The following is a 22,308-nucleotide window of genomic DNA, read 5'->3' as shown; positions in this document are numbered from 1 at the left end:
CCCGGCCTCACGGGCGTCGGCCGACCCGCGGACAGCTCCGCTCACTCCGGGAGGAGAGGTTGGCCCGCGTCGTAGACGAGCAGGCGGCGTTCGGGCAGCAGACGCGCCTCGGGAGTCGGCAGGTGCGGGTGCAGCGTGCCGTCGTGCATGAGGTGCAGAACCCGGACCCCGCGGGCGAGGACCAGGAAGTCCGCGATCATCCTGCGGTGGCAGCGCCACCACACCGACTCCGCGCACATCACCGCGGTGCGTTCGCCGGCCGCCTCGGCGAGCACGTCGGCGATGGCGGAGAGAAACGCCGGGGATCGCATGTGGGCGGCGTACCCGCAGAAGGCGCGGTTGCGCAGCGCGGTGTCAGGTGTGTCCGGCCGTGCCTTGCGCCAGCCGCCGAGCCGCTTCTCCCACCGGTAGGCGATATCGGCCCCCGGCAGCCATCGCGACATCGCATCGCGGCCGGCGTCGGGGTTGTGCCGGCTGCCGGGCGCCGTCCGCACATCGACGAGTCGGCGCACCGCGGCGCCATGCAGGAGCCGTGTCATCTCCACCGCGTCAGCGGTGCCGTGGCCGAAAGTCAGCAGCGTCATCTCAGCTGGATGCAGCCGCGTGTCGGCTTGATCATCGCCCGTGACACTTCGGCTACCGCCGAAGTATTCGCTTTCTATGCTCCGCATCATGAACACCGCATATCTCGGCATCCCGCCCGCTGCGGCGGCCGACACTCCCATGGTCAGCGGTCCGGTGAAATCAGGCGCAGCATGACGACGGCGGACATGCTCGCCGTCTTCGGGGCGGGCGTCATCGCCGGCGCCGTGAACACGGTCGTCGGCTCCGGGACGCTGATCACCTTTCCCGTTCTGCTTGCGACCGGCCTGCCGCCCGTCACCGCCACGGTCTCCAACGCACTCGGCCTGATCCCCGGCTCGGTCAGCGGTGCCATCGGCTTCCGAAGGGAGCTCAGGGGCCAGAGCCGGCGGATCCTGAGGTTCAGTGCCGGCGCCCTGCTCGGCGGTCTCACCGGCGCCACGCTCCTGCTGACCCTGCCCGCCACGGCATTCGAGAAGATCGTGCCGGTCCTGGTGGGCCTGGCTCTCGTTCTGGTCGTGCTCCAGCCCCGGATCAGCGCAAAGGTGCGGCGTCGCCGCGAACCGACCGGCAGATCCGTTCGCCCCGACGGCGGCCCGCTGCTGTTCACCGGACTGACGCTGGCCAGTGTCTACGGCGGCTATTTCGCCGCCGCCCAAGGAATCATCTACATGTCCCTGATGGGCATACTCCTCGACGACAGCGTGCAACGCCTCAACGCCATCAAGAACGTGCTTGTCGCCGTCGTGAACGCTATTGCCGCCGTGTTCTTCCTCGCCGTCGCGGACTTCGACTGGACGGCGGTGCTGCTCCTCGCGGTCGGTTCCGCCCTCGGGGGCCAGATCGGGGCCGCAGCGGGCCGCCGTCTCAGTCCCGGAGTCTTGCGCAGCCTCGTCGTGGGGGTCGGCACCGTCGCCGTCGTCCAGTTGCTGCTCCGCTGACCCACGATGGTCCGTGTCCGCGCCGGTTCGCCCCCGTACCGCGGACGGCCCGTCAGCCGCCCACAGGATCCACCGCGTTACGCCACACCTTGACGTCCACCGTGATGTAGTCCGCGGTGTCCGGCGAAGGTGCCGTGCCACGGAAGGTGATGAGGCCCACGTCACCGGTTCCGCTGATCACGCACAGCCGGTCGCCGGCGGCAAGGTCCTTCACCCAGACATAACTCTCGCTGCCGGTCTGTGCGAGGCACGAGTCCAGCGTCCCCGCGGCGCGGGGCGCCAGGCGGGTCATCTGGCTCTGACTGGTGGAGCCGGGGGCCACGACGGCACCCGAGGAGTACACGGCGTAAGTGAGGTCCTCGTCGCTCGTGCCCGTGTCGGCCTTGGAATGTACGGGATTGTCGGCCAGGTACAGGTCATGGCTGGCCGTCATGCGAATTCCGGTGTAGGTGACGGGCACCGGCTGGGCGGCGGCCGTCGCGGTCGGCTTGCGGGATGCGGCCGGCGTCGGTGAAGTGGCCGGATCGGCAGGGCTGGGCGGGGCAGTGCGGGTCGGGGACGGGGACGGGTCCGCCGTCTTCTTCGCCTTGGGCTTCTTCGACGGCGACGCGGACGGATGAGCGGAACCGGTCGCCTGCTGTTGTGCCGTGGGACTCGAGGACTGCCCCGCCTGTCCCCCGGCGTCATCCACGCGCTCGCCGGGGCCCAGGACGCCGGACAGGAACAGGGCTCCGGTCACCGTGGCCGCGGTCAGCACGACCGCCCCGCCGATGACCAGCCCCCGCCGCCTGGTACCGCCACGCGGCCCGGGCCCCACGACGGCGGCACTGGTCGGCGCAGAGTGCGGCGCCACGGATGCATCCCCGCCCGGGGCCGCCGCGCCGAAGGCGGCCGGTGCCCCGAAGGCGCCACCGGATGCGCCCTGGCCAGGCCCCGCGGTGCCGGGACCGGCCGCACCGAAGGCACCGCCGGTCGCCCCCTGGGCGGGTGTTGCGCCGCCCTGCCTCACTGCGCCCTGCCGGGGGATACGCAGTGCCATGGTGTCCGCCCGTGGCGGCAGCGGCTGCGGCTCGCGCGCCACGTGCTCCGCGAGCTGCCCCGCCACCGACGCCGGCAGCCAGCTCTCGCCGCGGCGCAGTCCTCCCCCCGGATTGGCGGCGGCGCACACGCGTATGACATCGGCCGGGGTCAGTCGCCGCGCCGGCACCTTCTGCAGGCAGCCCCCCACCAACCCGGCCAGCCAGTCGGGGAGTTCGCTCAGCCGCGGCTCCTCGTGCACGATGCGGTACAGCACCCCGTGCGAGGGCCCGTCGCCGAAAGCGCCCGAGCCGGTTGCGGCGAAGGCTGCGATCTGGCCGAGTGCGAACACGTCGGCCGCGCCCGTGATTTCGCCGCCGAGTGCCTGTTCGGGCGCCATGAAGGCCGGCGTGCCGATCGCGGAACCGCTGTGGGTGAGGGCGGCGGCGTCCGCGGCGCGCGCCACGCCGAAGTCGATGACGCGGGGGCCGTCGCCGGCGAGCAGCACATTCGACGGCTTGAGGTCGCGGTGCACGACCCCGGCGCGGTGGATGTCCTGGAGAGCCTCGGCCACACCCGCCGTCAGCAGCAGCACCGTCTCCCTGGGCAGCGGCCCGTGCTCCTTGACGGCCTCCGCGAGGGAAGGGCCGGATACGTAGGCGGTGGCGAGCCACGGCATGGGCCCTTCGGTGTCGCTGTCCAGGACGGGCACGGTGCACACGCCCTGGACGCGGCGGGCGTTGGCGACCTCCTGCCGGAACCGCTCACGGAAATCGGCGTCGTCGGCGAGTTCGGGACGGATCACCTTCACGGCGACAGGTCTCCCGCCGGGTGTGTGGGACAGGTAGACGCACCCCATGCCCCCGGCGCCGAGCCGCGCCACCAGGCGGTACTCCCCTGCAGTGCGCGGATCGTCGTCCTGAAGCGGCTGGAACTTCTCCGCACCCGTCCCCGTCTGCACGTGCCCAACTCCCGTAGCGCTCTGCCGACTGTCACACAACTGGTCCGGAACCCTACCGGTGTTCGGGGGACGGCAGTGACGGACGGGGGCTCCGCAGCGGCACCCATGCGTGCCCGGTCGGCGCCTGAGCTCTCACCAGGTCACTGGCCGCTACACCGGAACGCTCCTCCCATTGGCTCCCGCACTGATCCGCCACTGTCATCGCGGGTAAGGAAGACGATGGGGGAAGACGACGGGTGCACCGAGGGCGAAGACCGGGGAGGGCGCGTGCGTGAGATGGTGCGGACCGGGGACGGGCGCATGCTCAGGGTGGAGTGGACGGGGGATCCGCACGGGCGGCCGGTGTTCCTGCTGCACGGCATGCCGGGCAGCCGCGTGGGACCGCGGCCGCGCGGCATGGTCCTGTACCAACGCCGCACCCGCCTGATCTCGTTCGACCGCCCGGGCTACGGCGGTTCCGACCGGCAGCCGGGCCGGCGCGTCTGCGACGGCGTCCGCGACGTGGTGGCGGTCGCGGACGCGCTCGGACTCGACCGGTTCGCGGTCGTGGGCCGGTCGGCCGGGGCTCCCCACGCGCTGGCCTGCGCGGCGATGCTGCCGGAACGGGTGACGCGCGCGGCGGCGCTCGTGGGCCTCGCCCCCGTGGACGCGGAGGGCCTCGACTGGTTCGCGGGCATGGCCTGGTCGAACATCGACGACTTCCGTACGGCCGCGGCGGACCCGGAGGGCCTCGCCCAAAGGCTCATCCCGCGTTCGGAGGCGATCCGCGCCGACCCGGCCCAGCTCATCGAGGCGTTGCGAGACGAGTTGACCGACGACGATCTGCGCATCCTGTCGGACGCGGGGCTCAGGTCGATGCTGCTGCGCACCTACGTGGAGGCGGTACGGCGCTCCCCGTACGGCTGGATCGACGACGTGCTGGCGCTGTGCCGGCCGTGGGGGTTCGACCCGGCCGACATCAGGGTGCCGGTGCTGCTGTGGCACGGGCGGCGGGACGTGTTCTCGCCCGCCTCGCACGCGGCATGGCTGGCGGCCCGGATCCCCAGCGCGCAGACGGTCCTCGACCCGGCCGCCGCGCACTTCGCCGCCCACCGGGCGCTGCCCAAGGTGCTGCGCTGGCTGGTGGACGACGGCGCTCCCGCATGAGACGAGCCCGCGGCCGGCGCCACCCGTGTGGGGCGACGCCCGGCCGCGAGCCCGATGTCGGGCGCCCCGGGCCTCACACGGCCAGCGGCTCCAGATCCCGGTAGATCCGGCGCTGGTCCGACGCGACCCGCACGATGCCGTTGTCCTCGCCGAGCAGCACCCGCAGTTCGGCGAGCGAGTCGTCGCGCATCCGGTGCGCCTCGCCCTTGCGGCCCAGGGCGACCAGCGTGAGCGCATGGTTGGTGATCACGCCGAGCGTCTCCGGATGGTGCGGGCCCAGCCCGGTCCGCAGCGCGGCCACCGCGGCCGCCTCGAGGTCGTGCGCCTCTTCCAGCTGTCCGAGATCCGCGAGGGCGTTGGCGTGGTTCACGCCGCAGAACAGTGTGTGCGGATGCTGCGCCCCGAGCACCTCGGTCATCCGCTCATGCGCACGCCGCAGCACCTGAGCCGCCTTCTCCGGGTCCCCGCACCCCCAGTGGAACACCCCGAGATTGTTGAGGGCGGCCTGGGTGTACGGGTGCATCTCGCCCGGCACCTTCATGTACTCGGCCAGTGCCTCCTCGGCGACGCGACGCGCCGACTCGCGTTCGTCGGCGGCGAAGAGGTCGGCGGCCAGGTTGAGATCGCAGGCCAGGCTGTCGGGCGTGGCAGCGGCGTACTGAGCGTGGTACTCGGCCTGGGTGGCCATGGTCAGGCGTCGCGCGTCCTCGAACTGCCCGTCGCGGCGCAGCGACACCGCGAGCGACTTGGCGCAGGCGAGGGTGCCCGGGAAGGACTTGCTGAGTATCCGCTTGTGCGAGTCGTACGTCCGGGAGAGCAGCGCCACCGAATCGCCGTAGCGGCCGACTTCGCGCAGGTCGCGACCGAGGGCGGCGGCGGAGGCGAGGGTGTAGGGGTGGTCCGGGCCGAGGACTTCCATGCGGCGGTCCAGCACGTCCTGGTCGAGGGCGCGCGCCTCGCCGTAGCGGCCGACCATCCGCAGGGCGAGGGCGAGGTTGTTGGCGGCGGACAGGGTGCGGGGGTGGGAGTCGTGGAAGATCTGGTTGAAGCCCTGGTGCGCCTCGCGGGCCAGCTCGACAGCCGACTGGTAGGCGCCGAGCGCGGCGAGGTCGCTGGCGAGGCTGGACGTCGTGACGTAGGTGTGCGGGTGGCTGTCGCCGAGGACGGCCTTCTGGCGCGCGAGCAGCTCGCTGTCGATGTCGCGTGCCTCGATGTAACGCCCCTGGGAGCGCTGGATGTTGGCGAGCTGACCGCGCAGGTAGAGGTACTGCACGTCGCCCTCGCCGAGCGGCTCGCGCCAGTCCTCGAGGAGATCCTCGGCGAGCTTGTGGGCGCTGGGGAAGTCGCCGCGCTTCCACAGGTAGCGGACGCGGTCGATGAGGAGCCTGCGCGTCTCGGGTTCGGTGCAGTGCCGGGCGTCGGACGCGCTGAGGTGGGGCCAGATCAGGTCGAAGCGCGGCCAGGTTCCGGGGTCGTCGATCGGTTCGTCGTCATCGGGCCTGGCACCGGCCAGGACGGTGTGCACCACGTGCCGGGCCTCGCGCTGCTCCTCCTCGGTGAGCTGGGAGCGGATGATGACCTGGACGAGGCGGTGCACCTGGATGCTGTTGCCCACCTGGTCGATCTTGGCGAGGGCGAACCTGCCGATCTCCCGGATGACGCGCCCGAGGACGAGCTTCTCCTGCAGCGCAGGGTCGTACGGCTTGAGCGCCTCGATCATCTCGCGGCTGTAGAGCAGCTGGTTGGAGATGGGTTCCGGGGCGAGGAAGGCGCATAACTGCAGCAGGCGCACGGAGGCGGGTGAGCGCTCCTTGAGCCGGGCGATGGAGACGTTCCAGGTGGCGGCGACCGACTCGGGGTACCCGGGCGCCTTGTTCATCAGGGCGAGGACGTCGGCGGTCTGGGCGGCGAGCTGGGCGAGGTACTCGTCGACCGGCGTCGCGGTCTCGGCGAGCCACGCCGCGGCCTGCTCCACGGCGAGCGGCAGGTCGCCGAGGGTTGCGGCGACCTGCTCGGCCTCGGCGGGGCTCAGCGCGGGTGCCCGCCGGGTGAGGTGCTCGACGCTCTCCTCGCGCAGGAACACGTCGACGGCGAGAGAGGCGCCGTGCTGGGCCCAGGCCTGGTTGCGTGAGGTGACGAGGATGTGCCCGCTTCCCGCGGAAGGGAAGTAACGGGTGAGCTGGGCGGGGTCGTCGGCGTTGTCGAAGACGAGCAGCCACCGGTCGGTGGGGGTGCCCCGGCTGAGGAGACGGATGGCCTCCGAGCAGGCGAGGGCCATGTCGTCCGCGGGAGCCCCGAGCCGGCCGGCGAGTTCGGCGAGCGAGGCGACGACCTGCTCCGTCTCCTCGGCCGAGATCCACCACACGAGGTCGTAGTCGGCGAGGAACCGGTGCACGTACTCGATGGCGACCTGCGTCTTGCCGACGCCTCCGAGTCCGTACAGCGCCTGCGGCTGCGGCAGCACGGCCGAAACGCCGCCGGAGAGCTGGTCGCGGAGCTGGTCGAGGACCGGGTCGCGCCCGGTGAAGGTGGTGTTGCGCAACGGCGCGTTCCAGATGCCCGGCACCTTGCCGGGGAAGCGGGGCCCGGGTTCGGTCCCGTCCAGAGCCTGCGGTGTCAGGTCGACGCAGCGCAACAGTGCGGCCAGGCACTGCTGCTCGTCGACGCGGTTCAGGTCGACGGGGTTGTACTCCAGGTACGCGGCGGTGAGCCGGGCATCCTCGATGCGCAGCGGGTACAGCTGGTGGTCGTGGTTACCGAGGCCGGTGCTCTGTGCCAGGGAGTGCCAGGTGGCCTCGGCCCGCCGGGACTTGAGGAAGGACGGCGAGAGCAGCACCAGCGTCCGGGCGTCGACCCCGGAAGCGGCCGGTACGTCCGCGGCCGCCTCATGGGAGAGGTCGCGCAGCGTGACCCGGCATCCGGCCCGGATGAGGACGGACTCGATCCAGTCGGCCCACATGCGGTTCTCGGCGACATAGACCAGCGTGACCTCGGTGGTGGGAGTGTGCGGGCGGCGCCGCAGGAAGGCGTCCCGGCACCGCAGCCGTACCTGCTCGGCGACCGGTGGCAGTGCCGTCACCTCGTGGTCGGTGAGGACGGCGGTCAACCGCTCGAAGGACGAAAGGAGCGAGTTGGCGAGGCCCGGTTCGTCGCCGACGGTGGCGAGGGTCTCCTCGTAGGCGTAGTACGGCCGGTACGGGATCTCGACGGCGCCCCAGTAGGCGGTGAGCTCCTCCCCCGTCAGGCCCCTGGGCATCCCGTCGAACTTCAGCCGGGCGAGGGCGCGTCCCGCATCGACCTTCTCCTTCTCCCCCTCGTCGATCCGCATCGGCACCGGCAGAACGCGGATGGGGCGGCCCCGGTAGCCGGCCTCCACGCTGCGGGCGATCGCGGCGGCCCCGTCCAGGGCCTGGTCGGAGAGGGTGAAGCAGTCGACGAGCAGGTCGGGCATGTGGATGGTGCAGATGTCGGCGTTGTCGGACAGGCCGGTGCGCGAATCGATGAGGACGTAGTCGTAGTGGGCCTTCATGTCGGCGCGCAGCGCGTCGAGGAACAGTCCGCCGCCGAGCCGCTCGTAGAAGTTGTCCCACTCGAACGACGACACGCTCGCGGAGTACTCGCGGTTCTGCCGGCCTGCCGAGAGGAAGTCGAGCGTGGCGTGCGGTGGGAACCGCCAGCCGAGCCTCTCGGGTGTGAGGGAGACGACGTGCGGTTCGACGCGTGCGTACTCCTCGTGCCAGGGCCCGTTACGGGGCCCTTTGGTGGTGGCCTGCCAGCAGTACTCGGTGATGATGTCGATGACGCCGCTCGTCGCGCCGAGGACGTTCGGGTCGAGAAAAGGGTGGAAGAAGCGGTGCAGGCCCGGCGCCTCCAGGTCCCAGTCCACGGTGAGGACCCGCTTGCCGCTCGCGGCGAGGATCCAGGCGGTGTTGGCCAGCGCCATCGTCCGCCCGGTGCCGCCCTTGTACGAGTAGAAGGTGATGATCCGTCCGTCGCGGGCCGCGTTCATGCGGATCCTCCAGGCGCAAGTGGTGGTGGCGTCTCGGCTGCCGGCTGCCACAGCGGTGGTCCGGTGAGACGGGGGCGCGGAATGCGCTCCCCGGCCGGCGGGTGGGCCTTGGCGTGGCTGAAGAAACGGTTGGTGGTCTCGGCGACGACCTTCGGCAGCACATGGGTGAAGGCGTCCAGGGTGGGCACTCCGTCGACGGCGGTACGGCATCCGGAGAGCCTGCCCCGCTCGGTGAGCGCGGGCAGGGTGTCGGCGACACGCCCGAACAGTCGTTCGCCCTCCTCGCTGTAGCTCTGCGCGTCGACGCGACTGCGCGGCACGACCATGCTGGTCCACGGCTGGGCGGCCGCGTCGTAGGCGGCGAGCCGCTGCCGCCGCTCCTGATCGCTGAGCGCCCAGAAGTCGAGCAGGAGGATGTGCGGCCTGTCGGCGCCCGCCGGCGCGGCCCCCGGCGCATCGGCCACGGTGTCCTCGTCGAAGTCGGAGACGCTCAACTGGTAGTCGAGTGAACGAATCTGCTCGCCGGCGACCTTGGCGAGCGAGCGCGTGGTCTCGTGGTGGTACGGGCCCCAGTCCTGTGCCGTGGTCCCGTACGCGTCGGCCGTGCGGTGCTCGGGCAGTGTGTAGCGGCTGGGTGCGGCGACGGTGAGGTGGATCGAGCGGGCGCCGGTGCCATGCGGCTTGAAGGCGCTCGGCGTCGACACGTAGTCGAGGGGCTCGCACGACGGCGGCGAGGACGTGCGGGCGACATCGACGATGCGCCGCGCGAGCCGGAAGACGGCTTCCTCGTAGGCGTCGTGGAGGCGCTTGACCTTGATCAGCCCGTAGAACCCGTCACGCGCGTACTCGCTGCCGTATTCCGTGTGGTCGACGTGTATGTGCCGGGCGGGTTCGGGCAGGTCGTCGAGCGGCACGGGGGTCCACAGGGCGGGCACGATGGCCGAGAAATCGCCCAGTCCGGTCCGCCGGGCGCGCAGCACCCGGTCATTGAACGCGTACCACTCCCGCCCGCACTCCATGCTGCTGAAGTACCGGGGCGCGTACAGCGGAACGAAAACCTTGCAGCTGGCGAGGTTCTCGCTGAGTTTGTCCGGCCAGCCGTCCCCGGCACGCAGCTGCCGGTCCATGAACCCGGCGTGCGCTGCGCCCGGCAGCGTGGTCAGTTGCAGAATGTCCCGGCACAGGTCCTTGAACAGGACATGGACCCAGTGATCGGGATCGGGACCGTCGGGGTCGGCCGGTGTATGCGCGTAGCTAAGAAAGAAGTACGGCCCCTGCATTCCCTGTTGCTGCATGCGTCGCGCATCCTGGCCCGCCGACTCCATGCACCCCCCTGCCCTGATCGGATTCCTAATGTGCCCGATGCGCTCTGGTCGCGCGCCGCCCAAATCAAGACATTCGCGGGCGATGTTCGGCCATATCCCTGCACGCATGGTCGACAGCGTCACGGAGCGCGAGCAGTGACACAGTTCTGCCGTGCAGTACACGACGGGTGATGAGGTGCTCGGGCATCCGTGAGCCGATCGCCGCGAAATCGCTGTCATCGAGGACGACGTCCTGGTACGCGATCCAGTTCCCGGGCGTTCGTCCCATGACGCAGCGGTAGGTACGCAGCGGGGGTTCCGGCCACGCCCGGTACTCGGCCAGATGGAAGGCGCTGCACTCCCCGAACCCCGTCCGCAGCAGGAGCACGTGGGCGCTTTCCGAGTACAGCTTCGCGAGCGGCGACCGCTCTCCCAGGTGGCAGTGCGGGTCGTGGCCGTCCATGAGCCGGGCCGCCCGCCGCCCGACGGCCGCGAACGACGTCTGCGGATGTGCGCTGCGGTACGCCCCGGGGGTGCGTCGCACGTGCTCGGCCAGCACGCCCATGGTCGGGCAGGGCGTCCGCCGCGGATCGTACGGCTTCATCGCTGCCCGGTCGGCCTCCCGTTCCTCGGGCGACATATGGGCGGTGCGCTTGTGGTACGCGTCCGATGTGTCGGAGTTCTCGGGCGTGAACGCGGGAACGACGAGAGTCCCGGCGGATCCGAGGACCTCCTGAAGGGCGCGGCGAACGACGGCGGGGGCCAGTCCTGTTCCGCCGAGGGAGGCGTGGACCAGCAGAGTGGAGCCGGGAGTTACCCCCAACTCGGCCATGAATTCCGCGAGTTCCTGGACGGTTACGGTGATGGTGTCGTCACCCATGACGCGGCTCGCCGAGCTCGGCACGCAGACGTGCGGCGATCATGTGACCGCTGCCGGTGAGATGGCCGGGCACGATCGCGTCGAGGGCCGCGCGGGCGGCGGCCCGGGCACGATCGCCGTCGGCGGACGGCCCTGCGAACGCGGCCTCACCGGCCCAGCGGTCGGCCTCGTCCAGGAGTTGTCCGGCCGGGCTTCCGGCGAGCGACAGGTCCGTGCACTCACGCAGGGCGCGCAGGCGGGCCTGACGGCAGGCAAGGAGCATGCCGAGCGCCAGCTCCTCGGGGTTCGTGTCGATTCCGACGCCGAGCGCCCCTTCCCCATGGCGTCCTAGGCGCACTCCCGCGCCCGGCCGGAGCGGGGTGACCACGTTGATACGGCCGGCCTGCCCGGGCACGCGCGCGTCAAGGATGCTCCGCGCCTCCCGCCAGAGCGCGGCGAATCTCTCCCGCTCCGGCTCCGTGTCGAGGCGTCCCGCGTCCGGGACGGGGAAGCAGTCGCGGTACGGATCGGCGTCGTCGAGGAGCACGCCGTCGTCGAGCACGGGCAGCGGACGCCAGGCGCCCTCGTCCGGGGCGAGGGTGACGGTCGTCTTCACGCCGGACGTCACGTACCAGAGGTCGAGCGTACGACCGTCCTGGTGGGTGACCACTTCGATGCGGCCCGCGGCCGCTTCCCCGGTGCCTCCAGCGTCTCCGGCGTCTCCGACCTGTCCGGTCTCCCCTGCACCCTCGGCGTCGTCGGTGCACAAGGTGCCGAGCGACGGCAGATGTAACCGGGACCCTTGCCCCGCCCAGGACACTCGCACCTCGGTCTGGGACCGCAGGGCCGCCGCCACGGCGGTCGCACCGAGCCGCGCCGGGTCGTCGGCACGTCCGGCGGCGGCAGCGAGCAGAGCGGTGCGGACATAGGGGTAGCGGAGCAGGGCGTCCAGTTCCGCGGCTGCCGGCGAGGCGTCCAGCGTCGTGAACGCCTCCCACACCGACTGCTCGCGGTCGAGTCCGGCGAGCAGGGTGCGGTTCAGCACCGCCTGCTCGTAAGCGAGTTCGATATCGCTCCGCACCACCGGTGACTGCTCCCACCGGGTGATGCGCTCGGCCACGCCTTCGATGAAGGCCTTCAGGTCCGCGCAGTAGACGGACGGGTTGTCGAAGCCGGAGCCAGTGCGGTAGCGGTGGGCGTACAGGCCGCCTCCGCAGGAGGCCACCACCGGGCAGGAACGGCACTCGGTGGCAAGCCCTTCGATGCCCGACTGCCGGGCCAGCACACCGGGATGTGCGGCGAGCGTCTCGAAGCCGTGCCGGAAGACGTCGTATCCGGTGGTGGCGGCGCCGTCGTACGCGGTCTTCAGTGAATCGGCCTGCTCGAAGCTGCCGTCCGTCTCCACTACGGCCAGATCGGACGGCGCGAGCCCGAGCGACTCGGTGAGGCTCGGGCCGCCCCGCAAGGTCGACAGGACGGATTCGAAGAAGCGGACGGGGACGGCCTGCCCCTGTTCGTCCCAGCGGTCGAAGACGGCCAGCAGCCAGTCGGCGTAGGGGGTTTCGGCATGCGCGGCGTCCCCGGAACGATCGGGAGGGTGGTCCCAGGTCGCGTGCGGAAGCAGGTAGTCGATCCGCGGAGGATCTAGGGCGGTCAGCGCGTCGTGCACGGCCCGCGGGTCGTTGGCGATGTCGATCGTGCACAGCAGACCCAGGTACAGATGGCGGAACTCGTCCTCGCGGAGCAGGTCCACGGCACGCAGCACCCGGTCGTAGCTACTGCGGCCGCGGCGGTCCAGGCGATGCCGGTCGTTCGCGGCGCGGTCGCCGTCGAGGGAGATTCCGACCCTGACGCCGAACTCGTCGAAGAGCCGCAGGTGCGTGCGGTTCAACTGGACGCCGTTGGTGTGGATGCGCAGATCGAGGGATGCGACCGGCGAGAGATGCGCGGTCAGGCGCTCACAGATGGCGCGCAGGCGCTTGGGTCCGGCGAGGAGTGGTTCACCACCATGGAGGATGACCAGGACTTCCTCGAGTTTCTGATCTTTCGCGTACTCGGCGAAACGCCGCGCTACTTGATCCGCGGTCTCCTCGGAAATAACCTTCGGCAGAGAAGTCCAGGTGGAGTCACCGTGCTCATAGACATAGCAGTGATCACATGAAAGGTCGCATCTGCTATGGACCTTGAGCACCAGTTGCCGAAGCGCAATTGTCACCTGCTCACCTTATGGCAGGTTTCAAGGCGAAGCTACGCGGGAAAGATCGAGAATCTCTTCGATCGAACACTAGACGTGCCGCTCCGGACGTGCGGGCCCGGAGCAGTCGCCGATCTGCCGATCTTGTCTCAACAGGCGGCTCAGAGAGCCGAGTTGAAGGTGGCGGACTTGACGTGCACCGACCCGGAAACCTGGAGCAGCCGACCGGTGATCCGGCGGGCGGCGGCAGTGCGAGGGTCGATCGCGGTGAGTGCCACCGGCCGCTTGGTCGCGGCGCTCACGGTGTTCGCGACCACAGATGACTTCATGGTTTCGCTGCTCCTGTTGTCTTATGCCGAAAAGAGTCTTGATTTGCATCCTAGGGCCACACGGGGGGTCGCGCAGCCGCAACGGGGCCGCAGGTCACCCGGAAGGAGACCGACAGGGAAGGGGAGGGTCTTTTCTTGACCCACATAGCGCCGAGCACGACCGTTGGCGTGCGGGACCTCGCGCCGCTGTTCCTGGCCAACGACCGGCTCGCCTTGAGCCGCCAGGGCGAGGCCGTGAAGGCTGTCCGGTCGCAGCTGTCCCTCCTGCTCCTGGCGACTTTCATCTCCTCGGTGGCGCGGTGGGCCGACTGGGGGTCCGGGGCATGGGTGGCGGCCGCTGTGTACGCGCTGGCGCTGGCGTTCGGCCTGTACACCGGCCGGAGGCGGGCTCGCGTCCATTACCACGCACATCGCGCGGCGGCCGAGATGGTCAAGAGCCTGTGCTGGCTCTACATGGCCGGCGGCGGAGAGTTCAGGGTCGGGGCCCCCAATCCGGAGGCGTTGTTCGCCACTCGTCTCGAGGACGGGATGCGCGAACTGCGCAGGGCGGGCTGGGACGCCGAGCGCTGCGGGCCGCAGCCGGCCGGGGAGGGGCAGATCACGGATGTGATGCGGGCGGTGCGGAGCAAGTCGTTCGTGACCCGGCGCGACATCTATCTGCGGGACCGGGTGCAGGAGCAACTCGCCTGGTACGGCGGTAAGTCCGAACGGTCCCAGCGGTCCGCCGCGGTGTGGCACGGTGTCATCGCCGTGCTGACCTTCCTGGCTTTCGTCGCCACGCTCATCAGGGCGGCGGGTGTGCTCGGTGACGACCTGACCGGACTGTGCTCCGCGGGCGCGGCGGCCGCGGTCGCGTGGAACGAGATGCGGCGGCAGCAGCCGCTCACGTATGCGCACCGGCTGGTCTGGCAGGAGCTCGGGCTGGTCAGGATCGCCATGGACGAACTGCCGGTGAGCGAGGGGGAGCACGGCGAAATGAGGTGGGCACAGGCGGTCGCGGAGGTGGAGCGGCTGGTGTCACCCCAGCACACGGACTGGCTGGCCCGCTTCGGCGGAACGTAGCGCCGCGCGGCGCTCGTCAGGGGCGGTCGAGACCCGGCGGCCAGACCACTGTGACCGGGATGTTCGCGGCGCGCGCGTACTCGACGATCTGGCCGGTGCCGCCGCGGCCACGCGAGGGGCACCCGTCCCACACCGCGATGAGATGGTCGACGTTCTCGACGATCCAGAGCCCGGCCGCCTCGTACGCCTCAGGGCTGCAGGTGCGGTACGGCATGGGCACCGTACGCGTGCAGGCGCCGAGGAGCCTGTGGAAGCGGTCGACGGCTTCGGCGCTGCCCAGGTGGTCCTCGTAGTCGTCGGCGGGAATCACGGCGGTGAGCGGGATGTGCGCTGCCAGGGCGAGCTCGGCGAAGATCTGGTCGGCACCGTCGGCGAGGCAGCTGATCGCCTCGTCCGCCGGTGCCTTCAGCTCGATCGCGAGGCGGTACACGATCTCGGGCAGTGCGACCTCGGGAATGTTCCGGTGCCCGGTGATGCCGATCCGCGCCATGGCGTCTCCTCCCTCGGTCCGCACGGCCGGGCGCCTCGCCCCGCTTCATACCAGGACGCCCCCACGGTTCCGCCGGTTCCAGACCTGCCGAGCGCAGCGCGAAGTACCTGGCACCGGCTTTCAACGGCTCTATAGGGTCGGGCCCCATGACGGTTCAGCTGTGTGTTCTGTTGTGGGCCCGGCCGGGTGCCGCCGAGGCATTGATCGCGTACGAGGACAAGGTCCTGGCTCTGCTCGGCGAGCACGGTGGCCGGGTGCTGCAGCGTGCGCGTACCGACGGCTCGGACGGTGCCCCGACCGAGATCCAGTTGATCGGGTTCGCCTCGCAGGCCGGATATGACGGCTTCATGGCCGACGAGCGTCGCACCAGCCTGGCCGGCGAGCGCGACGCGGCGGTCGCCCGTACCGACATCTACCCCGTCGAGCTCGTCTGACGGGGAGGTGCCGTTCATCCGGGCGTCGGGCAGGCGTCCGGGCCGCCCTTGGCGAACTGGTCCTTGGAGCAGTAGGTGATGGTCGGGAAGTAGGAGCCCATGGTCGCAGCCGGGTTCCCGCCGACGGGAACGCTCTGGACGGCGCCCGGGAAGTCCGCGGCCGGGAGCATGTTCCGGAAGAGCAGGATCCCGTTGACATCGGTGGGGCCCCAGGAGATCCAGGTCACCTTGTTGTCCGTGGTCGCGTTGGCGGGACGGTCCTCCGGCGTGGAGACCACGAAGGTGTAGCGCCCGTCCTTGTCCAGGGCCGTCTGGTAGTCGGCGGCGCAGGAATTCACCGGGTAGGGCACCTGCCACTCGTTCTGGCAGAGCGACCAGTACCGCAGTTGCGTCTCGGTGAGCACCGACTGGCCCGCGCTGGTGTTGGGGAACGTGGGCGCCTTGCCCCGGATGACGGCGATACGGCCGGGCTCGTAGCCGATCGGGGTGCACAGGTATTTGTTGTACGGGTTGGGGAAGTACCCCGTGGCCTTGTTGGGGACTGCGAATGCGGGGGCGTTCGGGCTCGACTTGCCGCAGCCTTCGAAGCCTCCGGGAGGTGCGTTGTCCTTGACCAGCTGCCTCAGGTAACCGGCCAGCGGGCCGGCCGGGCCCTGGGCCGAACCGGCGTCGGCGCAGGTGTCGATGGTGCTGGTGCTGCCGTCCTTGTGCTGCTTCGACAGCGCGGGCAGGGGGACACCGCCCGTCGGGTCGGACGCGTTGTCCGGCACGTAGATCCTCAGTACGAGGAAACCGGCGCCGGAAGCGGCATTGCCGGTGCTGGCAGCCAGCGTGTTGGTGCCGGAGCCGGCCGCCGCGCCGGGCTTGAGGGTGACGCTGAACCGGTGCTGGGCGGCGTCGGTACCGGCATCGGCCACGGCGAACGGGTTCTTGCTGCCGGAGCTCGGGGATATCTGGTGGTCGGCGAGCGAGTCGATGGGAGAGGCCTTGATGTTGTACGACGTCAGCGACATGAACCGGGCCGACGGGTAGGTTCCCTGCGCCACCAGGCTTTCTCCCTGCCCGAGGCGGTAGGGCATGATCCAGTAGGTGGCGTTCGTCTCGGGGAAGGCGATGTTCAGCCTGCCTGGCCGCACGACGGCGGGCCATCCGCAGGAGACCTCCGGCAGGGCCGCCTGCCCGTTACGTGCCGGGACCGCGGCACCCGGCGGAGCGGCCGCCGTGACCAGGAATCCGAGCATCGCCAGGGCAGAGGCTCCCACTGTTCGTTTGAGGGAGTGCATGGAGCCGCTCCATCCGCGAGTTGCGACAACAGATGACGGAGAGCAATGCGCCCATGAGCCTGTGGATGCTCGGTCGGCGCGCCCCTTCACCGGATACCGGCCCGGCGCGCCACCAGCAGTCCCACTCATCACCAGTGTCACGCCGTCGCGGGTGCCCTGCAACGGGGAACGACCGGCCCGCCCGCGCGGGCGGGCCGGGACCTGCGGAACGGGGGTGCTGTGCCTGCGGACGTACGGCCTGAGCACCGCACCGTACTGCGATCCCCGTATCCCCGCTGTATGCAGGCGCACGACGACGGGAGCGGAGCCGGCCGGAGAACCTGGTGCACGTCGGCGAGAGACCGACGTGTCCCCCTCTGGAAGGAAACCCACATGGCATCGCCGCTCGCCACAGTGAAGTCGTTCATCGCCAACCTGCTGCTCTGGGCGTTCTTTGTCGGCGGCCTCGCCGCCGGCGGGGCCGCCGGTGCCGTCCTTGACGGCACACAGAAGGACGTGGCCACCTACGCCGGCAGCGCCATAGCGCTCTTCGCCGGCTCGCGCATCGCGAAGAAACCGAAGATCAAGGCGTTCTTGTCGAAGCCGTCGACGCTGTGGTTCCTGTTCCTGTTCAACGGCGCCACGGCCGCGGCCATGTACGTCACCATGGACGGCGTGAAGGGGATCATCGCGTCCGCTGCCATGGGCCTGGTCTCGCTGGGCGCGGCCGGCGGCCTCATCGCGAGCCGCATGAAGCATGTCGCGGACGCAACACCCTGAGCTGCGCCCGCAGCGGGTTCCGCCGCCCGCCGAACACGCCTGGAGCGCGGTTCAGCCGCCCGTGGACTCCCGGGTCACCACGGAGAAGTGGCTGACGAACTCTTCGCGGTCCGCTCCCGGCTCGGTCTGCTGGATCCGCCTGGCCAGCAGGTCGACCGCCCGCTGCGCCATCATGTCGTGGTCCGGATCGATGGTGGACAGCGAGGGGATGAGGAACTCGCTCTCCTGGACGTTGTCGAAGCCGATCACCTTGACCTGGTCCGGCACGCGTACCCCGGCGTCGGCCAGGCCGCGCAGCACGCCGATGCCCACGGTGTCAGTCACGCAGAACACGCCGTCGAAGTCGAGACCGCTCTCCACCATGTCCCGGGCACGTCGCGCACCGTCATGCATGGTGAGCGCCTCCACGTGCTGTACGAGGCGCGGGTCCTCGGGCAGGCCGGCGCTCTGCAGCGCCTGCCGGTAGCCCGCGAGGCGGAGGCTGGACACGTCGGCCTCCTCCCCCACCACGCCACACAGGATCGCGATACGTCGGCAGCCCCGCTCGATCAGATGGCGGGTGGCGGCCTGTGACGCGTCGACATTGGGCATGGCGACGTGGTCGACGGGGCCGCCGAAGATCCGCTCGCCCAGGATGACGACCGGGTAGTCGACCTTGAGCAGCTCGACATCGGCCGGACCCATGCCCACGGTGCTGAGGATGAGCCCGTCGTAGAGCCGGTTGCGCGACAGGGACAGCGCGTCCAGCTCGTTCTCCCGCGACGCGCCGGTCTGCTCGATGCTCACCCGGAGGTGGTGCCGCTGGGCGGCGGCGATGATGGCGGCGCCCAGTCGGCCGTAGTAGGGGCTGTTGACCTCGGGGACCGCGAGCCCCACGGTGCCGGTCCGGCCCGTGCGCAGATTGCGGGCCGCGACGTTGACGCGGTAGTCGAGCCGGGCCATCGCTTCGAGGACCTTCTCGCGTGTCGACCTGCGCACGTTGGGATGGTCGTTGATGACGTTCGAGACGGTCATCGGGGAGACCCCGGCCGCCTTCGCCACGTCCTGGATGGTTGCCACGTTCGCCCCCGGTCTGCGTCTTGGGACTCGCCCGCCGCCATGCTAGGCCCTGTCGTCTTCACCCGCGGTGTGCGCCCGCAGGCCGGCGGGCGCACACGGGCCTCGTGCTCAGACGGTGGTGCCGGGCCCGGTCAGGCGGTAGAGAGCCGCGCCATGAGCGGGCAGGTCGACGTGCAGCTCGCGGCCGTCGTGCGGGGTGGCGGTGTGGGTCCACAGCTCCCGTACGCGGTCGTCGGAGCGCGCGCCGATGGAGCCGAGGGGCACGGTGACGCGCTCGGGGGTGTCGGCCAGGGAGAACACGGCAGCGTAGCGGGTGCGCCCGTCGGCGTCGCCTGCGGTCCACAGGACGAGGTCGTGCTCGCGGAGGACCTCGCGGTTGTCCCTGCTGTGCCACAGGACCTCGAGTGCTTCGTCGTTCGTCAGCAACTCGATCGTCTCCTTCGGGCTGGTGGGCAGGTCGCCGCCCATCATCAGCGGGGAGCGGGAGATCAGCCACAGCGTCAGCAGGCTGATCTGCTCGGGGCGGGTGAGGGAGCAGAGACGGTCGTCGCCCCTCTCGGCCCGGATGCCGATGTGGCCGAGGGGCAGCATGTCGGCGTCCGCCCAGCCGCCCGCGGCGGAGCCGCATGTCGACGCTGTGCTCTGCCACGGGGCCCAGCGGGCCATCCGGGCGAACTGGGGCTCCACGTCCTCCCACCGGTCCCACAGGTCGTCGCAGACGCGCCACATGGTGGCGTTGTCCCGCAGATGGCCGAGGTGGGCGAGGGAGACGTCGGTGCCCGGGGACAGGCTCAGCTCGATGGGCCGGCCGCTGCGGGCGATGGCCCGGGCGTATGCGGCGATCTCCCGCTCGTGGTACGGGAAGAGCATGTCGTCGGCCTTGATGAAGTCCACGCCCCACTCGGCGAACTGGGCGACCTGCGCGTCGTAGTACGCCTGGGCGCCCGGGTGGTCGTGGTTCAGACCGTAGTTGTCGCTGTTCCACGGGCAGACGGAGCCGGTGTCGGCGATCTCGTCGGCGGTGAAGCCGGTGCCCGCCACGGGCAGGCGGGCGGCGACGGCGCGGCGCGGGATGCCGCGCATGATGTGCAGGCCGAAACGCAGGCCGAGTTGGTGTACGCGGTCGGCCAGCGGCTTGAATCCCGCACCGTCCGCCGCCGAGGGGAACCGGTTCGGCGCGGGCAGTTGACGGCCGTGGTCGTCGAGGATCAGAGGGGCGTCCGGGTTGTAGCCGTGGGCGCGGGCCGTGGGCTCGTACCACTGGATGTCCACGACCACCGTGTCCCAGCCGTGCGCGAGCATGTGGTCGCGCATGAAGGTCGCGTTGGCGAGGACCTCTTCCTCGGTGACGGTGGTGCCGTAGCAGTCCCAGCTGTTCCAGCCCATCGGCGGACGCAGGTGTCGTTCGGGGATCGGACGTGCGGGTCGGGTCATGGCTGATCGATTCCTGGACGGGTGCGGAGGACGGTGAAGGAGTGGGGCGGGATGTCGCAGACCGGCCCTTTCAGCCGGTCCTCGACGGGGGCGGCCGGGGCGGGCCCGAACCGGCTGGTGGCGTGTGGTGGCGCGGCGAGGACGGACCGCTCGAAACGTCCGCCTGCGTCCGCGCCGGCCAGCCGCAGGCGGACGGTGACGGGCTCGGGCGCCGAGTTGGCGATCTTGATGATCACGTCACCGGCTGAGCTGTCGCGTACGGCCGAGACGGCGAAGACCTCTGGGGTCGCCTCGGCGTCCTCCAGGTCGTGGATCAGCTCACCGTCGCAGTAACAGCGGATGCGCCGGCCGTCCACCTCGACCCGCAGGTCGTACCAGCGGCCGGTCTCGATCGGGACGGCCAGAGGGTCGTTGAGGTCGTGGTCCACGCCGTCGTCCACGCGTTGGAGCCGCGTGAAACGATTGAGCCAGCCGCCGACCGTCCACTGGTACCAGTTGCCGGGTGACGTCGCGGCGAACCCGATGGTGAAACCCTCGTCGCCGCCGTTCCTCCTGGCCCGAACTGAGAAGGCGTAGGACGGGCCGTCCACGGCGTCCGCCAGTACCAGCCTGCCGCCCGGTCCGTTCGCCGTCTGCCGGATGCGGCCGTCACCGCCCGGCTCCCAACTGCCCGACTCGGTATGCCAGTCGGCGAAGCCCGGGGCCGGTACCCCCTCGGCGCCCAGCGGGCCGATGCGCGCGTCGGTGAACTCGGCGCGGGTATCGGAAGTCGTACCGATGTGGACACCGTGCCGGGCGGCGTGCGGCACGGGCCGCGCCTGGGGCGCTCCTGCAACGGTGACGGGCAGGGCGGTGTCGCCCGAGTTCACCGAGTGCATCTGCTGGACGTGGTAGTTGAGGGTGGGCCAGACGTTCGTGTTGTCGAAGTAGATCAGGTCGGGCAGCCACTGGGTGTGGCCGCGTTTGGCGAGCAGCGGGGCGTAGGAGGCCAACCGGACGACATCGCCGTTGCGCTCCATGGCGATCATGTAGGCCGCCTCGGCGATGGCGTTGCGCATCTCGTTGTCCCGGGCCGCGTACTCGCCGACGTACAGGTGCGGGCCCTCGCGGTCCATCGCCTCGAAGCGGCCGGTGTTCTCCAGGAACCAGCGCGGGGATTTGTAGGAGTGCTCGTCGACGACCGGGACGTCTCTCTCGCTGGCGAACGCCCAGCCCTTCTCCCAGTCGTCGCCGGTGGGGGAAGGGCCGACGGTGCCGACGACCGTGATCTCGGGGTGGTGCTCGCGCAGAGCGTCGTGGATACGGGAGAAGCGGTCGCGGAAGGTGTCGGTGATGGTGTCCTCGTTGCCGACGCCCAGGTATTCGAGGCCGAACGGCTCGGGGTGCCCGGCGGCGGCGCGCAGGGCGCCCCAGTGCGAGTCGGCGGGACCGTTGGCCCACTCCACCAGGGCCAGCACCTCGGCGATGTAGGCGGGCATCTCCTCGTCGGGGATGCCGACCTGGCCGGTGACCCGCGTGTTCTGGCAGCAGACCCCGGCCGGTACGACGGGCAGGGGCTTGGCGCCGATGTCCTCGCAGAACTGGAAGTACTCGAAGTAGCCGAGGCCCATCGACTGGTGGTAGCCCCACAGGTTGCGCTGCTGCCTGCGCTCGTGCAGCGGCCCGATGGTCTCGGGCCAGCGGTACATGTTGCCGAGCCCCAGCCCGTGCGCGAGGCAGCCGCCCGGGAATCGCACGAACTTCGGCTTCAGGTCCGCGATCGCCTGCGCGAGGTCGGCGCGCAGGCCGCCCGGCCGGCCGCGGAACGTGGCCTGCGGAAAGAGCGAGACCAGGTCCAGATGGACGGTGCCGACCCCGGCCGCCACCACGGCGAACCTGGCGTCGGGGTCGGTCGCGTCGCACGTGATCACCGCTGAGTGGCGCTGCCAGGACCCGTGTACGGGACCCAGCTCCGCCCGGCCGTGGACGCGACTGCCGTCCCGGCTCTCGACCTGGGCCACCAGACGGTCCGCGGTGCCGTCGGCCAGGCGGGCGAAGAGGCTGACGTCGTAAGCCTCGCCCGCCCGGACGGGGATGCCGTCGAAGCCCTCGTTGCGCAGCCCCGCCCCAAGGCCCGCCGCACCTGCGGCGGTGGTGCGCAGCACCGCGTAGTGCGGGTTGGCGAGGTGCAGCGGCGCCTCGGCGGCCACCGTGACCGACCCGGTGGCGCCGTCCCTCTCAAGGAGCTCCCAGGCGGTCAGGGCATGCCATTCCGGCCGGTGGGCGGGGGTGTACTCGAAGGACCGGTTCTGCACCAGCTCGGCGTAGAGACCGCCGTCCGCCGCGTGATTGAGGTCCTCGAAGAACACCCCGAACAGGTCGGGCGAGATGGCGGTGCCCGCCGCCGCCGTGCCCACCTCGACGACCGTCTCGATGCGTCTCGCCGATTCACTCATCGCGCTCGTC

At 70.7% G+C, this 22,308-nt stretch carries 17 protein-coding genes; 5 read left to right on the top strand and 12 right to left on the bottom strand.

The genetic code is table 11. The features are described from left to right. Positions 1-41: 41 nt before the first annotated feature. Positions 42-584: a DUF488 domain-containing protein gene (locus ACWD4J_RS16545; RefSeq protein ID WP_451396075.1), complete on the bottom strand. Its 543-nt coding sequence runs from the start codon at positions 582-584 to the stop codon at positions 42-44. A 171-nt stretch (positions 585-755) separates the two neighbouring features. Here ACWD4J_RS16545 and ACWD4J_RS16540 point away from each other — a divergent pair, with 171 nt between their 5' ends. Continuing rightward, entirely contained in the window at positions 756-1,523 is a 768-nt protein-coding gene (locus tag ACWD4J_RS16540; protein WP_451396074.1) for a sulfite exporter TauE/SafE family protein, read from the top strand. Between the two features lie 52 nt (positions 1,524-1,575). On the opposite strand, the gene ACWD4J_RS16535 is transcribed toward ACWD4J_RS16540, so the two are convergent. Continuing rightward, positions 1,576-3,501 (bottom strand): protein kinase domain-containing protein, encoded by a 1,926-nt coding sequence (locus tag ACWD4J_RS16535; RefSeq protein WP_451396073.1) that lies wholly within the window; start codon positions 3,499-3,501, stop codon positions 1,576-1,578. Positions 3,502-3,777: 276 nt separating this feature from the next. Here ACWD4J_RS16535 and ACWD4J_RS16530 point away from each other — a divergent pair, with 276 nt between their 5' ends. Continuing rightward, entirely contained in the window at positions 3,778-4,647 is an 870-nt protein-coding gene (locus tag ACWD4J_RS16530; RefSeq protein ID WP_451396188.1) for an alpha/beta fold hydrolase, read from the top strand. A 73-nt stretch (positions 4,648-4,720) separates the two neighbouring features. On the opposite strand, the gene fxsT is transcribed toward ACWD4J_RS16530, so the two are convergent. From fxsT to ACWD4J_RS16505, 5 genes are all read right to left on the bottom strand, one after another. Continuing rightward, entirely contained in the window at positions 4,721-8,656 is a 3,936-nt protein-coding gene (gene fxsT, locus ACWD4J_RS16525; RefSeq protein ID WP_451396072.1) for an FxSxx-COOH system tetratricopeptide repeat protein, read from the bottom strand. After that, entirely contained in the window at positions 8,653-9,951 is a 1,299-nt protein-coding gene (locus tag ACWD4J_RS16520; protein ID WP_451396071.1) for a TIR-like protein FxsC, read from the bottom strand. The genes fxsT and ACWD4J_RS16520 overlap by 4 nt, the downstream gene beginning before the upstream one ends. A gap of 94 nt (positions 9,952-10,045) precedes the next feature. Beyond that, positions 10,046-10,840 (bottom strand): aminoglycoside N(3)-acetyltransferase, encoded by a 795-nt coding sequence (locus tag ACWD4J_RS16515; RefSeq protein WP_451396070.1) that lies wholly within the window; start codon positions 10,838-10,840, stop codon positions 10,046-10,048. After that, positions 10,833-13,034, bottom strand: coding sequence for an FxsB family cyclophane-forming radical SAM/SPASM peptide maturase (locus ACWD4J_RS16510; RefSeq protein WP_451396069.1), 2,202 nt, complete (start codon positions 13,032-13,034; stop codon positions 10,833-10,835). The genes ACWD4J_RS16515 and ACWD4J_RS16510 overlap by 8 nt, the downstream gene beginning before the upstream one ends. A 140-nt stretch (positions 13,035-13,174) precedes the next feature. Further along, positions 13,175-13,342 carry a hypothetical protein gene (locus ACWD4J_RS16505; protein ID WP_451396068.1) on the bottom strand — a complete coding sequence of 56 codons (168 nt, stop codon included), beginning with the start codon at positions 13,340-13,342 and terminating at the stop codon, positions 13,175-13,177. A 135-nt stretch (positions 13,343-13,477) separates the two neighbouring features. On the opposite strand from ACWD4J_RS16505, the gene ACWD4J_RS16500 reads away from it, so the two are divergent. After that, positions 13,478-14,404: a DUF4231 domain-containing protein gene (locus ACWD4J_RS16500; protein WP_451396067.1), complete on the top strand. Its 927-nt coding sequence runs from the start codon at positions 13,478-13,480 to the stop codon at positions 14,402-14,404. 16 nt (positions 14,405-14,420) lie between these two features. Here ACWD4J_RS16500 and ACWD4J_RS16495 read toward each other — a convergent pair whose 3' ends face one another. Further along, positions 14,421-14,894 carry a hypothetical protein gene (locus ACWD4J_RS16495; RefSeq protein WP_451396066.1) on the bottom strand — a complete coding sequence of 158 codons (474 nt, stop codon included), beginning with the start codon at positions 14,892-14,894 and terminating at the stop codon, positions 14,421-14,423. A gap of 146 nt (positions 14,895-15,040) precedes the next feature. On the opposite strand from ACWD4J_RS16495, the gene ACWD4J_RS16490 reads away from it, so the two are divergent. Further along, complete coding sequence (locus ACWD4J_RS16490) at positions 15,041-15,328, top strand: hypothetical protein (protein WP_451396065.1); 288 nt, start codon at positions 15,041-15,043, stop codon at positions 15,326-15,328. A gap of 14 nt (positions 15,329-15,342) precedes the next feature. On the opposite strand, the gene ACWD4J_RS16485 is transcribed toward ACWD4J_RS16490, so the two are convergent. Further along, the gene (locus ACWD4J_RS16485) at positions 15,343-16,611 is read right to left on the bottom strand and encodes a hypothetical protein (protein ID WP_451396064.1); all 1,269 of its coding nucleotides are present in this window, start codon (positions 16,609-16,611) and stop codon (positions 15,343-15,345) included. A 372-nt stretch (positions 16,612-16,983) separates the two neighbouring features. On the opposite strand from ACWD4J_RS16485, the gene ACWD4J_RS16480 reads away from it, so the two are divergent. Beyond that, on the top strand, positions 16,984-17,370 hold the full coding sequence (locus ACWD4J_RS16480; RefSeq protein ID WP_451396063.1) for a hypothetical protein: 387 nt from the start codon (positions 16,984-16,986) through the stop codon (positions 17,368-17,370). A 51-nt stretch (positions 17,371-17,421) separates the two neighbouring features. On the opposite strand, the gene ACWD4J_RS16475 is transcribed toward ACWD4J_RS16480, so the two are convergent. From ACWD4J_RS16475 to ACWD4J_RS16465, 3 genes are all read right to left on the bottom strand, one after another. Further along, complete coding sequence (locus ACWD4J_RS16475) at positions 17,422-18,429, bottom strand: LacI family DNA-binding transcriptional regulator (protein WP_451396062.1); 1,008 nt, start codon at positions 18,427-18,429, stop codon at positions 17,422-17,424. 108 nt (positions 18,430-18,537) lie between these two features. After that, complete coding sequence (locus tag ACWD4J_RS16470) at positions 18,538-19,863, bottom strand: glycoside hydrolase family 27 protein (RefSeq protein ID WP_451396061.1); 1,326 nt, start codon at positions 19,861-19,863, stop codon at positions 18,538-18,540. Further along, positions 19,860-22,298 carry an alpha-L-arabinofuranosidase C-terminal domain-containing protein gene (locus ACWD4J_RS16465; protein WP_451396060.1) on the bottom strand — a complete coding sequence of 813 codons (2,439 nt, stop codon included), beginning with the start codon at positions 22,296-22,298 and terminating at the stop codon, positions 19,860-19,862. Before ACWD4J_RS16465 ends, ACWD4J_RS16470 begins: the two co-directional genes overlap by 4 nt. Positions 22,299-22,308: the final 10 nt, after the last annotated feature.

It is taken from the genome of Streptomyces sp. NPDC002577, assembly GCF_053594815.1.
Note: the sequence above shows the minus strand (reverse complement) of the source record. Positions and strands in the feature narration are given on the sequence as shown.

What these genes read in the sequence shown, in the direction of transcription:
- ACWD4J_RS16480 (WP_451396063.1), top strand. Translation starts at nt 16,984, where the DNA reads ATGGCATCGCCGCTCGCCACAGTGAAGTCGTTCATCGCCAACCTGCTG.
- ACWD4J_RS16485 (WP_451396064.1), bottom strand. Translation starts at nt 16,611, where the DNA reads ATGCACTCCCTCAAACGAACAGTGGGAGCCTCTGCCCTGGCGATGCTC.
- ACWD4J_RS16490 (WP_451396065.1), top strand. Translation starts at nt 15,041, where the DNA reads ATGACGGTTCAGCTGTGTGTTCTGTTGTGGGCCCGGCCGGGTGCCGCC.
- ACWD4J_RS16540 (WP_451396074.1), top strand. Translation starts at nt 756, where the DNA reads ATGACGACGGCGGACATGCTCGCCGTCTTCGGGGCGGGCGTCATCGCC.
- ACWD4J_RS16505 (WP_451396068.1), bottom strand. Translation starts at nt 13,342, where the DNA reads ATGAAGTCATCTGTGGTCGCGAACACCGTGAGCGCCGCGACCAAGCGG.
- ACWD4J_RS16465 (WP_451396060.1), bottom strand. Translation starts at nt 22,298, where the DNA reads ATGAGTGAATCGGCGAGACGCATCGAGACGGTCGTCGAGGTGGGCACG.
- ACWD4J_RS16530 (WP_451396188.1), top strand. Translation starts at nt 3,778, where the DNA reads ATGGTGCGGACCGGGGACGGGCGCATGCTCAGGGTGGAGTGGACGGGG.
- ACWD4J_RS16520 (WP_451396071.1), bottom strand. Translation starts at nt 9,951, where the DNA reads ATGCAGCAACAGGGAATGCAGGGGCCGTACTTCTTTCTTAGCTACGCG.
- ACWD4J_RS16495 (WP_451396066.1), bottom strand. Translation starts at nt 14,894, where the DNA reads ATGGCGCGGATCGGCATCACCGGGCACCGGAACATTCCCGAGGTCGCA.
- ACWD4J_RS16470 (WP_451396061.1), bottom strand. Translation starts at nt 19,863, where the DNA reads ATGACCCGACCCGCACGTCCGATCCCCGAACGACACCTGCGTCCGCCG.
- ACWD4J_RS16545 (WP_451396075.1), bottom strand. Translation starts at nt 584, where the DNA reads ATGACGCTGCTGACTTTCGGCCACGGCACCGCTGACGCGGTGGAGATG.
- fxsT (WP_451396072.1), bottom strand. Translation starts at nt 8,656, where the DNA reads ATGAACGCGGCCCGCGACGGACGGATCATCACCTTCTACTCGTACAAG.
- ACWD4J_RS16515 (WP_451396070.1), bottom strand. Translation starts at nt 10,840, where the DNA reads ATGGGTGACGACACCATCACCGTAACCGTCCAGGAACTCGCGGAATTC.